This window comes from Pantoea piersonii, assembly GCF_003612015.1.
Classification (GTDB): domain Bacteria; phylum Pseudomonadota; class Gammaproteobacteria; order Enterobacterales; family Enterobacteriaceae; genus Pantoea; species Pantoea piersonii.
Window position 1 is genome coordinate 656225 of record NZ_RARB01000001.1, and the last position, 12775, is coordinate 668999.

General features: G+C 55.8%; 11 protein-coding genes. 7 read left to right on the forward strand and 4 right to left on the reverse strand.

What is annotated here, in order from left to right; genetic code table 11:
- Positions 1-88 precede the first annotated feature (88 nt).
- From D7S44_RS03165 to D7S44_RS23635, 3 genes are all read left to right on the forward strand, one after another.
- Entirely contained in the window at positions 89-2323 is a 2235-nt protein-coding gene (locus D7S44_RS03165) for a TonB-dependent receptor (protein ID WP_120451961.1), read from the forward strand.
- 129 nt (positions 2324-2452) lie between these two features.
- On the forward strand, positions 2453-2596 hold the full coding sequence (locus tag D7S44_RS23630; RefSeq protein WP_167456945.1) for a hypothetical protein: 144 nt from the start codon (positions 2453-2455) through the stop codon (positions 2594-2596).
- A gap of 42 nt (positions 2597-2638) precedes the next feature.
- Complete coding sequence (locus D7S44_RS23635) at positions 2639-2812, forward strand: hypothetical protein (RefSeq protein ID WP_167456946.1); 174 nt, start codon at positions 2639-2641, stop codon at positions 2810-2812.
- On the opposite strand, the gene D7S44_RS03170 is transcribed toward D7S44_RS23635, so the two are convergent.
- On the reverse strand, positions 2800-3957 hold the full coding sequence (locus D7S44_RS03170; RefSeq protein WP_120451963.1) for a glycoside hydrolase family 1 protein: 1158 nt from the start codon (positions 3955-3957) through the stop codon (positions 2800-2802). The two genes, D7S44_RS23635 and D7S44_RS03170, sit on opposite strands and share 13 nt — an antisense overlap.
- Positions 3958-4105: 148 nt before the next feature.
- Between D7S44_RS03170 and D7S44_RS03175 the strand changes: the two genes are divergently transcribed.
- Positions 4106-5566 carry a phospholipase D family protein gene (locus tag D7S44_RS03175; RefSeq protein WP_120452856.1) on the forward strand — a complete coding sequence of 487 codons (1461 nt, stop codon included), beginning with the start codon at positions 4106-4108 and terminating at the stop codon, positions 5564-5566.
- A 74-nt stretch (positions 5567-5640) separates the two neighbouring features.
- On the opposite strand, the gene mdoC is transcribed toward D7S44_RS03175, so the two are convergent.
- The gene (gene mdoC / locus D7S44_RS03180) at positions 5641-6765 is read right to left on the reverse strand and encodes a glucans biosynthesis protein MdoC (protein ID WP_120451965.1); all 1125 of its coding nucleotides are present in this window, start codon (positions 6763-6765) and stop codon (positions 5641-5643) included.
- Positions 6766-7034: 269 nt separating this feature from the next.
- Between mdoC and D7S44_RS03185 the strand changes: the two genes are divergently transcribed.
- The 3 genes from D7S44_RS03185 (at position 7035) to D7S44_RS03195 (ending at position 11503) form a co-directional block, all read left to right on the forward strand.
- Positions 7035-8570 carry a glucan biosynthesis protein G gene (locus tag D7S44_RS03185; RefSeq protein WP_179256403.1) on the forward strand — a complete coding sequence of 512 codons (1536 nt, stop codon included), beginning with the start codon at positions 7035-7037 and terminating at the stop codon, positions 8568-8570.
- A complete protein-coding gene (mdoH, locus tag D7S44_RS03190) occupies positions 8563-11118 on the forward strand; it encodes a glucans biosynthesis glucosyltransferase MdoH (protein WP_120451969.1) in 2556 nt (851 codons plus the stop codon). Before D7S44_RS03185 ends, mdoH begins: the two co-directional genes overlap by 8 nt.
- Before the next feature lie 166 nt (positions 11119-11284).
- Positions 11285-11503, forward strand: a complete 219-nt coding sequence (locus D7S44_RS03195) for a YceK/YidQ family lipoprotein (RefSeq protein ID WP_179256404.1) — start codon at positions 11285-11287, stop codon at positions 11501-11503.
- Here D7S44_RS03195 and D7S44_RS03200 read toward each other — a convergent pair whose 3' ends face one another.
- Positions 11504-11902, reverse strand: coding sequence for a MysB family protein (locus tag D7S44_RS03200; protein WP_120451973.1), 399 nt, complete (start codon positions 11900-11902; stop codon positions 11504-11506).
- Between the two features lie 111 nt (positions 11903-12013).
- Positions 12014-12280: a hypothetical protein gene (locus D7S44_RS03205; RefSeq protein ID WP_120451975.1), complete on the reverse strand. Its 267-nt coding sequence runs from the start codon at positions 12278-12280 to the stop codon at positions 12014-12016.
- Positions 12281-12775 lie beyond the last annotated feature (495 nt).

Here is a 12775-nt window from a genome sequence, read left to right on the forward strand (position 1 = left end):
TAATTCGCTTGCAATAAAAGTAAGGCTACGCATAATCGCAAACCGTAATAATAATGATTATCAGTAACCTTAGCATTAGGGATCGACTATGCGCCGTTCGCTTTCTTCTCCCGGATTTAAACCGACGCTGCTGGCTCTGTTCGTCAGCACCGGTTGTTTGCCAGTGATGGCTGCTACCACCAGCACCAGTACCGCTTCTTCTTCAGCGACCCGCGAGGCCGCGCCTGCCGCCAGCAGCAGCGAGCAGACTCTGACCGTTACCGCCGCGCCGCAAAGCGATTTCAAACCCGGCGGCGACCAGCTGGTGCCCGCCTATCTTGATGGCCAGGTCGCTCACGGCGGCCGTCTCGGTATGCTGGGCGAGCAAAACGCCATGGACGTTCCGTTCAACGTCATCGGTTTTACGTCGAAGATGATCCAGGATCAGCAGGCGAAAACCATCGCCGACGTGGTGAAAAACGACGCGGGCGTGCAAAACGTTAAGGGCTACGGCAATTTTGCTGAAAGCTACCGTATTCGCGGCTTTGAGCTTGATGGTGATGATATGACCTTTGGCGGTCTGTCTGGTGTCGTGCCGCGTCAGGTAATGGACGCTTCACTGGTCGATCGCGTTGAGATTTTCAAAGGGGCAAACAGCCTGCTGAACGGCGCGGCAAGCACCGGCGTCGGCGGCGTGATTAACCTGGAGCCGAAGCACGCGGACGATCTGCCGCTGACGCGCGTGGGAGTCGACTACACCTCCGATTCTCAGACCGGCACCACTATTGATACCGGCCGTCGCTTTGGCGATGACAACCAGTTCGGCGTGCGCCTTAATGCCGTTCATCGTGAAGGCGAAACCGGCGTGGACGGCGAGAAGAAAAGGACCACGGCGGCCTCTGTTGGGCTGGATTATCGCGGCGAGCGCCTGCGTACCTCGCTGGATGTCGGCTACCAGAAAAAAACTTTCCATGACGGGCTACAGGGCGTCAATATCAGCGGCGTCGATTTTATTCCTGCTGTGCCGTCAAATTCCCATAACTACAGCCAGAAATGGGTGTACAGCAATATGGAGTCGGAATTCGGTATCGCGAAGGCGGAGTATGACCTGAGCGACAACTGGACCGCCTATGCGGGACTCGGCGCGCAGCATGCGCACGAAACCGGCAACTACGGCACGCCGAAACTGACGAACAGCGATGGTGACGCGACCATCAGCACGTTCAATACCAACCGTATTCAGGACAATATGAGCGGTATGGCAGGCATGCGTGGACATTTTGCGACCGGCTTCGTCACGCATCAGGTCAATGTCGGCTATTCCGCGCTGACCACCAATGCTAAAAATGCTTACAACATGTCTCTGACCGGGACAGCGACCAATATCTACGCGACTGACGACATTGATGCGCCGTCGCCCAACTTCGCCGGCGGTAAATTCTCCGATCCGCTGACGACGGCGCGCTCGCGTACTCAGGGCTATCTGTTGAGCGACACGCTGGGGTTCTTTGACGACTCGGTACTGCTGACGCTGGGGGCGCGCCATCAAAAAGTCGTGGTGCGCAACTACAACTACAATACCGGCGCGGAAGATACCTCGTCGCGCTATACCAATAGCCGCTGGATGCCGACTTACGGCCTTGTCTATAAACCCTGGCAGAGCATTTCTCTCTATGCGAATCACACCGAGGCGTTACAGCCGGGAGCGGTTGCGCCAGATAACAATACGGTCACCAACCCGGGCGCAATAACCGGTATTGCGCACTCGAAACAGAATGAGGTTGGTGTAAAGGCTGACTTTGGCCGCGTTGGCGGCTCGCTGTCGCTGTTCGATATTCGCAAACCATCCGGCATTATCAACGCTGCTGGCGCCTATGCCATGGATGGCGAAGAGCGTCATCGCGGTATGGAGACCAATATTTTCGGCGAACCTGTGCTGGGGCTGCGTTTGAACGCAAGCGCCACCTGGCTTAATCCAGAGATGGAAAAAACGGAGAGCGGCACCTATGACGGTAAGCAGGCGATCGGCGTGCCCCGTTATAACTATGCGCTCGGTGCCGAGTATGACATAAAACCGCTGGAAGGCCTGACCGCGACCGCCTTGCTGAACCACTCAGGTTCGCAATGGGCCGACTCCGCCAACACGAAAAAGATCGACAGCTATACCACGCTGGATTTAGGGCTGCGCTACCGTATGAAGCTCAACCAGAATGATATGGTGTGGCGCGTGGCGGTCGAGAACGTGACCAATGAGAAATACTGGGCTAACGTCGACAGCACAGGGACTTATCTGACCCAAGGCGACGGCCGCACGCTGAAAGTCGGCGTCAGCTACGACTTTTAACCGGCTAAGAGGGACGCGTTTCGCGTCCCTCTTTTTTGGTACCAGAAAACGCTGGCGGGTCAGCCGGTTTCATTTACACTGTTCGGTGCCGCAAGTCAGCGGCGAGCCACTGATTTCTGTTGAGAACCTATGCTTCCACTGTCGCCGCACGATCCGCAAGATGAGCCCCTTCGCCAGTCGCTGGACGATGCGCACTTCGCCATTCTGGTGCTTGCGGTGACCTCTGTTACGCTTATAATCTTTGTCCTGATGGTGACGCTCTGGATGAGCTAAAGAGAAAATCGTAAGCGGCAGGGATGTTCAGAAGGAGCAAGTATGGAATCGCGAGATGACAAACTGATCGCCATTATTGGTCTGCTGGCCGCCTGTCTGATTGGCGTGGTATTTCTTTTTACTATGACCTGGCTCACCGATGTCCGTCATCCTGCCGATCCTTCGCTTGAAGTGCAGAGCTGCACGCCAAAAAAACCGCCTGCTCACGCCTCCTGAAATCGGGTCTGAAACTTAATTTGCTGACTGCGTAGCACCAGCGCTAAACCTTCATGCAGCGTGCGGTTGCCATTGGGATCGCCAAGCCCGAACAGCGCGCCCGGCGAACGACGATCGTCAGCCCAGGCGGGATACTCCACGACGGGATAGAGCGAAACGCCCTCCAGACCGATGCCCTGATCCAGCGCCAGCATCGCCTCTTCGCTGATATGCTGCAACCAGGGCGCGCGCGCCTCGCCCTCTGCGCCGGTTTCCGCCAGCAGCAGAGGGCGCTGATAGCGCTGCCAGCACTGGGCCAGCAGGCGATGCAGCGGCTGACGCAGCGGATGAGTCGCCGGCATCGGTTCGCCGGGAAAGAACCAGTGATTGTCGGGATAGTAGTTTAACCCGAGAATATCGAGGCAATCTTCGCTGCCGCCCAGTTCGCTGTCGATACGGCCCGCCAGCATATCCCAGGCTTCGAACTGCGCCTGATGCTGCACATCGGCATAGGGTTTGCTGTCCAGGTTATGCGGATCGCTGGCGATCTGCACCAGCGGATCGGTCAGGACGAAGCGCGCATCGGGATAAACTTCGCGGATCGCATGGATCGCCGCCAGCGACGCGCGCACCAGCTGACGCTTCAGCTCCTTGCCGCGGTTGGTGACGTGCGGATTGAACCAGGCGACATCGGCACCGGCCCATGCCCAGAATGAAATCTGATTGATGGGCGTGAAAAAGGGGCGTTCAATGCCTTCATCGCGCATCAGCTGCGCCATCGCGCGGGCGAAACGGGCAAAATGCTCTATAAAGGATGCTTTCCAGATATTCAGATGATCGGGATAGCCGAAGTGCGCCAGCTCCCAGATAATCTCCATCTCATGACGTCTGGCCGCCTGCAGCATCGGCAGAAAGCTGCTCCAGTCGTAGCTGCCCGGTTCTTTCTCAATCAGATACCAGCGTGCGCCGTCGCGCGCCGTATGCAGACGCTGCGCCGACAGCGCGGCGTAATCTTTCTCCAGCAGCATATCGTGACCGCTGCTGATCACCATATCCAGCCGTTTGCCTGCGGTGCGGCAGGCGGTAGAGCAGGGGAAGCTGCCCTGGAAAAAACTTTTAAACAGCCGGGGATGATGGCGCTGAAGCAGGGATGAATCTGACGTCATGGTCCGCTCCTGTAACTGGCCGGTCGTGATAGTCTGGCTAAGTCTAGCTGAAAAAACGGCGCTGTCTGGCCGTTCTAAGACTGCGCGTATAGCCATAACCGGCGAAGCGTTAAATAATAAGATCGTGTCGATTATTCAGGGAACCCCAATGACCGAAGCGTTAAATCTGCTGACTGAACTGCCTGATGTCAGCTGGCTTGAGGAAATTATCGGCCCGCGCAGTGCCCGCCATCCCGGCCTGAGCGGCATCCATCCGCTTGCGGACGGGCTGGACGCATTCGCCGCCCGCTACCTGCTGATAGGCAAAGCGGAGCGCACGCTGGATGTGCAGTACTATATCTGGCAGAACGATATGTCGGGACGCCTGCTGTTCTGCGCGCTGCTGGAGGCCGCTGGTCGCGGCGTTAAGGTGCGGCTCCTGCTGGATGACAACAACACGCCTGGCCTGGACGATACCCTGGCGCGTCTCGATCGCCATCCCAATATTACGGTAAAGCTGTTTAACCCGTTCTCGTTCCGTACCATTCGCGCGCTGGGCTACCTCACCGATTTCGCCCGGCTCAACCGCCGCATGCACAATAAAAGTTTTACCGTGGACGGCGTGGCGACCATCGTCGGCGGGCGCAACGTCGGCGATGAATATTTCGCTACCGGCAGCGAACCGCTGTTCGCCGATCTGGACGTGCTGGCGATAGGCCCGGTCGTCGCGGAGGTGACGGAAGATTTCGAACGTTACTGGCAGAGTAAACCGGTGGCGCCGTTAAAGAAGGTGCTGGACGAGAGCGAACACCAGAAAGGTCTGGTGGCGCTGCCGCCCGACTGGCGCGACAGCGAGGCGGTGCAGCGCTATCTGGCGCGTCTTGACAGCTCGCACTTTGTCAGCCAGCTGGAGCAGGGAACGCTGCGTATGACCTGGGCCCGGGCGCGTCTGCTGAGCGACGACCCGCGTAAAGGGCTGGGCCGCGCAAAGCGCAAAAGCCTGCTGCCGCAGCGTATGCTGGACGTGATTGGCGCGCCGCAGCGGCAGTTCGATATTATATCCGCCTATTTTGTCCCTACGCGCGCTGGCGTCGCGCAGCTGCTGGCGCTGAGACGGCGTGGCGTAAAAATCGCTATTCTGACAAACTCCCTTGCCGCGAACGACGTTTCGGTGGTGCACGCCGGTTACGCCAAATGGCGTAAAAAGCTGCTGCGGCGCGGCATTGAGCTTTATGAGCTGAAGCCGCAATCGGGCGTACCTGACGCGCCTCATGACCGCGGTCTGACCGGTAACTCCGGCTCCAGCCTGCATGCCAAGACCTTTACCGTCGATCAGGAAACGCTGTTTATCGGCTCGTTCAACTTCGATCCCCGTTCGGCGGTGCTGAATACCGAAATGGGGCTGGTGATTGAGAGCGAAGCGCTGGCGCGACAGACCCACCAGCGCTTTAACGCCGCGATGCGCGATCGCGCCTGGACGCTGCGTCTCGATAAGTGGGGACGCGTCAACTGGGTAGAGTATGCAGGCGAAGCGCAGGAGGTGGTGCATAAGCATGAGCCGCGCTGTACCTGGGTGCAGCGCCTGCTGGTGCGTCTGGTGTGGCGTCTGCCTATCGAGTGGCTGCTCTGAAGGTCAGCGGCCCAGGCTAACAGAGACAAACCGCGGGTAACAGGGGCGATTCCCCTGTTACCCGCGTTCTTGCCCTATTTCTTCTGCGGTTTGCCGGAGAACAGGAAGCGCAGCAGCGGAATGCGCAGGTGAATTTCATACAGCAGAAACGCCACGCCGAACACCAGCGCCAGCCCCACAAAGAAGCCCAGCGTGTTATTGCCAATCTGCGGCGTAATAAAAATGCCGTAGAGCAGCGTCAGCGGGTGGTGCACCAGGTAGATAAACAGCGAGGCGTTAACCAGATACATAATGCGCGGCGAGTGGGAATTCAGCATGCGGTGGCCGAAGCTGAAACAGACATTCAGCATGCATAATCCCATCAGCGTGGTAATCAGCGCATCCAGCTCATAGAGCCAGCCGTCGCCGCTGCTGTAACGCTGGTTAAGGCTGTAGGCGATAAAAACCAGAATCGCGCCGAAGCACATCACCGGATTAAAACGCACAAACAGCTGCTTCAGGGCAGGGTGCTTCCACGCCAGCGCGCCCAGCATAAAGAAGGGCAAAAACAGCAGCGTTTGCATCACCATAATGCTGAACAGGCCGTCCATCAGCAGCGCCGGGAAAAAGGTAAATATCGCGCGCCGGAAAAGATCCCACAGCAGCGCATAGCCCATCACCGCCAGCGTCACTTTGCCCCAGCCGATGCGGCTGTAATCGATATGACGATGCTGTCGACGCAGCCAGTTAAAGGTCAGCATGCCGAGCGTGGTCAGTATCACCAGCACCAGCAAAAACCACAGGTGCGAGATCAGTTCCCACATCAGGTTATTGAACTTGCCGTAAAGCGTTAGCGTGTCCCAGTTACCTATCTTGTCCGTCAGCGCGCGCAGCATAAAAAACTGAGGCAGCGTAATCAGCGGCACTGCGGTCAGTAATGGAATGCCGACGCGCTCAAGACGCACTTTCAGCCAGCGCTTCGCCTCATAGCGCAGGTAGAGCATGTAAGAGAAGTAGCCTGAGATAACGAAAAAGACCTGCATGCGGAAGGCGTGAATAAAATCATTCAATACGGTCAGCCAGAGTGAGGCTTCCTGACTATTGACGGCCCACTTCTGCGTGGAATAGATGAGGGAAACGTGAAACGGTACCCCCAGCAGCATCAAATACGCCCGAATCGAATCGAGAAAATATTCACGTTCAGGTTTTGCTGTGCTCATAAAGTTCCAGTTTGTTAGTCCGTTTCGGCCAGTTTCGCCCTGAAACTGATTTATGCCGGAGGGAAATTCTACCTGCTGTAAACAGCGTATACTATCAGTTGATTCTGGAACGTTTAATTGTCCTAAAAGCAGGCGTTGTCCTGACGAAACCATGGAACATTCTTTTGGATATGCTGTCGGAAAACCGAATAATCCTTTAAGATAAATGGGTTTGTACTTAGCACACGAAAGGGGGGGATGTGCTGATTAAAGTAGAAAATAAAGGCGGACTGATGAAAATGCGCTGGGTTGGCGCGGCAGTTCTGCTGGCGTTGTACGCCAATAATAGCTGGGCGTTTAACCTTGATGATGTCGCAAAAGAAGCTAAAACGCTGGCAGGGAAAAGTTTTGAAGCGCCTAAGAGCAATTTACCCTCTCAGTTTCGTGAAATGAAATTTGCTGACTACCAGCAGATCCAGTTTAACCACGATAAAGCGTACTGGGGCAAACTGCGTACGCCGTTCAAACTTGAGTTTTACCACCAGGGCATGTATTTCGACACGCCGGTAAAAATCAACGAAGTAACGGCTAACGCGGTGCGCGAAATCAAATACAGCCCTGACTATTTCAACTTCGGCAACGTTAAACACGATGCCGACGCGGTGAAAAACTTAGGGTTCGCCGGTTTCAAAGTGCTTTATCCGCTCAACAAGCGCGATAAAGATGACGAAATTACCAGCTTCCTCGGCGCAAGCTATTTCCGCGTGATTGGGGCCGATCAGGTATATGGCCTGTCCGCGCGCGGTCTGGCGATCGACACGGCGCTGCCGTCCGGCGAAGAGTTCCCGCGCTTTAAGGAGTTCTGGATCGCGCGTCCAAAACCGCAGGACAAACAGCTGGTGATCTATGCGCTGCTCGACTCGCCGCGTGCGACGGGCGCCTATCGCTTTACCGTGCATCCGGGTAAAGAAACCACTGTTGATGTGCAGTCGAAGGTCTATCTGCGCGATAAAGTCGGCAAGCTCGGCATTGCGCCGCTGACCAGTATGTTCCTGTTTGGCACCAATCAGCCTTCGCCGGTTACCAACTTCCGTCCGGAACTGCATGACTCCGACGGCTTGTCGATTCACAACGGCAACGGCGAATGGATCTGGCGGCCGCTCAACAACCCGCGTCATCTGGCGGTGAGCACCTACACCATCGAAAGCCCGAAAGGCTTCGGTCTGCTGCAGCGCAGCCGCGATTTCAGCCACTATCAGGATCTCGACGATCGCTACGATATGCGTCCGAGCGGCTGGGTTGAACCGCTGGGCGACTGGGGCAAAGGCCGTGTCGAGCTGGTAGAAATCCCGACGGCGGACGAAACTAACGACAATATCGTCGCCTTCTGGACGCCGGAAAATCTGCCGGATCCGGGCAAAGAGATGAACTTCAGCTACCGTCTGCACTTTACGCGCGACGAAAGCCAGCTTCACTCTGACGATACCGCCTGGGTGAAAAACACGCTGCGTTCGGCAGGAGACGTGAAGCAGTCTAATCTGGTGCGTCAGCCGGATGGTTCTATCGCCTTTACCATCGATTTCGTCGGTAAAGCGATGAGCCAGATGCCGGATAACAGCCAGGTCGCGCCGCAGGTCAGCGTGGGCGACAACGGTGAAGTGGTTGAGCAGAGCGTGCGCTATAATCCGGTCACGAAAGGCTGGCGTCTGGTGCTGCGTCTGCGCGTCAAAGATAACAAACAGCCTACCGAAATGCGCGCCGCGCTGGTTAGCGGTGACAAGACATTGACGGAAACCTGGAGCTATCAGTTACCTGCCAATGAATAATCCGACATTTATTCCAAAAAACTACGTGGAAGCCCTGCCGCTGGATGCGGCAGGAAAAGCCCGGTTAAGCGCCTCGCTGCAACACGCCGAGGCGTTTCACTTCATACACGATACGCTTGGCCAGGATGTAGCCGCCAGCGATCGTCCTGATGATGCGCCGCTTAAGTCAGTTTCCGCCCGCGTCAAAATGGCGTGGCCGGAATCGCTGGCCGACGGAAAGCAGTTCGGTAAGGATTACCTCGATCGCACCACGCTGAAGGCGATGCCAAAGGTCAAACGCTCGCTGATGTTCCCGGAAGCCTGGCGGACCAACCCGCTGGTGCGCGCCTGGAACTCGCTGCGCGGCGAAAAGCTGACGCATCGCTACGCCAGCGCGGAAGAGCAGCGCGCCGAGGAGAAGTGGCGTCATGTCGGATCTATCCGCCGCTATGTGCTGCTGATCCTGACCCTGTTCCAGACGGTTATCGCCACCTGGTACATGAAAACCATTCTGCCTTATCAGGGATGGACGCTGCTCGATCCGATGGAGATGCTGAATCAGAACTGGCAACAGTCGGTGATGCAGATCCTGCCTTATGTACTGCAGACCGGCATTCTGTTCCTGTTCGCTATTCTGTTCTGCTGGGTCTCGGCGGGATTCTGGACCGCGCTGATGGGCTTTTTGCAGTTGCTGATTGGGCGCGACAAGTACAGCATCTCCTACTCGACGGCAGGCGATGAGCCGCTTAACCCGGAGCACCGCACCGCGCTGATTATGCCGATCTGTAACGAAGATGTGGAACGCGTCTTCGCGGGCCTGCGCGCCACCTGGGAATCGGTGGTTCGCACCGGCAACGCGGAGCACTTCGACGTTTACGTGCTGAGCGACAGCTACGATCCCGATATCGCGATTGCGGAGCAGAAGGCGTGGATGGAGCTGGTGCGCGACGTTGGCGGGGCAGGCAAGATTTTCTACCGCCGTCGTCGCCGCCGCGTGAAGCGTAAGAGCGGCAACATCGACGACTTTTGCCGTCGCTGGGGCAGCAACTACAGCTACATGGTGGTTCTGGACGCGGACAGCGTAATGAGCGGCGAATGTCTTACCGGCCTGGTGCGCATGATGGAAGCGAACCCTAACGCCGGTATTATCCAGTCTTCGCCGAAAGCGTCGGGCATGGACACGCTTTACGCGCGCTGTCAGCAGTTCGCCACGCGCGTTTACGGGCCGCTCTTCACCGCCGGTTTGCACTTCTGGCAGCTTGGCGAATCGCACTACTGGGGACATAACGCCATTATCCGCGTGAAGCCCTTTATTGAGCACTGTGCGCTGGCGCCGTTGCCGGGCGAGGGCTCCTTCGCCGGATCGATCCTGTCGCATGACTTTGTCGAAGCTGCGCTGATGCGCCGCGCCGGCTGGGGCGTATGGATCGCCTACGATCTGCCGGGCTCGTATGAGGAGCTGCCGCCGAACCTGCTGGACGAGCTGAAGCGCGACCGACGCTGGTGTCACGGCAACCTGATGAACTTCCGCCTGTTCCTGGTGAAAGGCATGCATCCGGTGCACCGCGCGGTGTTCCTGACTGGTGTAATGTCCTATCTCTCGGCGCCGCTCTGGTTTATGTTCCTGGCGCTCTCCACGGCATTACAGGTCGTGCATACGCTCATGGAACCGACCTACTTCCTGCAGCCGAGGCAGCTCTTCCCGGTCTGGCCACAGTGGCGTCCTGAACTGGCGATCGCGCTCTTCTCGACAACGCTGGTGCTGCTCTTCCTGCCGAAGCTGCTCAGCGTGGTGCTGATCTGGTTCAAAGGGGCGAAACCTTACGGCGGCGCGTTCCGTCTGTTTATTTCGCTGCTGCTGGAAATGCTCTTCTCCGTCTTGCTGGCGCCGGTGCGTATGCTGTTCCACACCGTGTTTGTGGTCAGCGCTTTCCTGGGCTGGGAAGTGGTGTGGAACTCGCCGCAGCGCGACGATGACGCCACGCCGTGGAGCGAAGCATTCCGTCGTCATGGCTCGCAGATGCTGTTAGGCATTGTCTGGGCGGTCGGCATGGGCGTGCTGGATCTCAACTTCCTGTGGTGGCTGGCGCCGATTGTCTTCTCGCTGATCCTGTCGCCGTTCGTATCGGTGATGTCGAGCCGCGCGACGGTGGGGCTGAAGAGCAAGCGCGCAAAACTTTTCCTTATCCCGGAAGAGTACGAGCCGCCGAAAGAGCTGGTGGATACCGACCATTATCTGCAGCTCAACCGCGAGCGCGCCCTGAAGCATGGCTTTATGCATGCGCTGTTCCATCCGGCGTTTAACGCGCTGGCGACCGCGCTGGCGACATCGCGTCACAGGCAGAGTCAGCTGCTTGATTATGCGCGCGATCGCCGCGTCGATCAGGCGCTGAGCGACGCGCCTGAGAAGCTGAGTCGCGAACAGCGTCTGCAACTTATCAGCGACCCGGTGGTGCTGGCGCGCGTTCACTCGCGTCTGTGGGAAAACGGCGATAAGTATCATCAGTGGGTGGAAAGCTATCAGAAGCTTGCGCTGAACCCGCTGGCGCTACCGCCGCAGGCGGGTTAAGATTCATAATTGTGTAAAGCGGCAGCGATGCCGCTTTTTTTATGGGCGCATTTTAACGGCATCATTACGTTTTACTGGCGTAATAAGGCGACAAAAGACCTGACGCATTATCTACAATAGCGGCGGGCTGGAATGAGTAACGCGTGTGAAAAGTTTGCTGAAAATAATGATTGTCGCGCTGACGGCGCTACTATTAAGCGGGTGCGGCAGTATTATCAGTCGCGCCGTGCCCGGACAGGGACACGGCAACCAATATTATCCTGGCGTGCAGTGGGATGTGCGCGACGGTCCATGGCGCGTACTGACCATTCTCGACCTGCCGCTGTCGCTGGTGGTGGACACCATGCTGCTGCCGGTTGATGCCCACCACGGACCTTATGAGTAATCAGAGCAGTCGATCTGACTCGCTGTTATCATCTTCCCACTCTTGCGCCGCCGTTTCGCCCTCTTCGCTGTCGAGCGGAGGCTCAAGCTGAAATTCCCCTTCATCCCATTCGTGCAGCGTATTCTCAGCTAACCACTCCTGACGCAGCTCGACCTCGTCGAAATCGCCGTCAAAAATTGCCTGTGCCGCTTCGCCGCTGCGGATCGGCAGACACTCGCCCGATTCGCCTTCCTCTTCAAAGAATTCTGCCTGCCACATAATATCGCCATCCTGCATAACGTACTTCTGCAGGCCAAACTGACTGATGCTGGCATCCTCTTCTTCAATGTCGGGATGATCGGCGAGAAACTCTTCACGTGCAGCCTCGATGGCTTCTTCTAAGGTACTGAACATGCTCATTACTCTTCTCCTTGCCTCATTAAAGGGATGTCAGAGAAGGATAGACGAAATTTTTCAGGGGAAAGTACGAAAAAGAGACGGCGGGAGAGAAAGTCATCCCGCCGTCATCGATCAAAGTGATTTTTGCGGAAAGTGCAGCACCGGACGCACCGTTTCACGCATAACGGGCGCAGAGTAGCGAATACAACATTTAATGCAGGGTTTCACTTTTTTAAAATTAATTCGCGCAATAGATAATGCCTGATTCAGGTTATATAGCGTGCCGATAAAAACGATATCTTCTTTACCAGGCATGCGCTTACACTCTTTGCGGTGTAAATAATGATAATTATCCTGATCGGTACTGATAGTTACGTAGTAATAGATGCCTTTATTCATTTTTATGTTCCTGCTAGAGGTTTGCTGTGTGTAATCTTTTTATATTTTTAAAAGAGCAGCTAAATAATTAACTGCTAAGAGCGAAACTACCGATATGTATCTAAATGTTCAAATTCCATAAAGGTATAAAGCAGTCACCTGAAAGGCATAATGCTTATATACGACAGGTTTAATCAGACAATGCCTTGTAAAATAAGTTAATTTTACTGCATACATAAGCTAAAGCAAAGAATTGTCAATGAACAAATAAGAAAAGACCTGGAGATAATATAAATCAGATCCAACCAGGATAAATCTCAAACATTAATTTTACAGGTAAAGAATAACGCTATTAAGGGCCGTAAACGCTTTTCCGTCAAAATTAATACAGTAGGCATAAACAATAAATTATTGAGGCAAACCAGCGCAAGTTGTCCTTTAGTTTAAAATGGACCTTACGGAAAGGTCTGTAAGTTTTTAACGTTTAAAAACAAGGAGTTGAGCCATGATGCGGCT

Coding starts and splice junctions, on each gene's coding strand:
- mdoC (WP_120451965.1), bottom strand. CDS start 6,765: ATGAGCACAGCAAAACCTGAACGTGAATATTTTCTCGATTCGATTCGG.
- D7S44_RS23630 (WP_167456945.1), top strand. CDS start 2,453: ATGCTTCCACTGTCGCCGCACGATCCGCAAGATGAGCCCCTTCGCCAG.
- D7S44_RS03165 (WP_120451961.1), top strand. CDS start 89: ATGCGCCGTTCGCTTTCTTCTCCCGGATTTAAACCGACGCTGCTGGCT.
- D7S44_RS03205 (WP_120451975.1), bottom strand. CDS start 12,280: ATGAATAAAGGCATCTATTACTACGTAACTATCAGTACCGATCAGGAT.
- D7S44_RS03170 (WP_120451963.1), bottom strand. CDS start 3,957: ATGACGTCAGATTCATCCCTGCTTCAGCGCCATCATCCCCGGCTGTTT.
- mdoH (WP_120451969.1), top strand. CDS start 8,563: ATGAATAATCCGACATTTATTCCAAAAAACTACGTGGAAGCCCTGCCG.
- D7S44_RS23635 (WP_167456946.1), top strand. CDS start 2,639: ATGGAATCGCGAGATGACAAACTGATCGCCATTATTGGTCTGCTGGCC.
- D7S44_RS03195 (WP_179256404.1), top strand. CDS start 11,285: ATGATTGTCGCGCTGACGGCGCTACTATTAAGCGGGTGCGGCAGTATT.
- D7S44_RS03200 (WP_120451973.1), bottom strand. CDS start 11,902: ATGAGCATGTTCAGTACCTTAGAAGAAGCCATCGAGGCTGCACGTGAA.
- D7S44_RS03175 (WP_120452856.1), top strand. CDS start 4,106: ATGACCGAAGCGTTAAATCTGCTGACTGAACTGCCTGATGTCAGCTGG.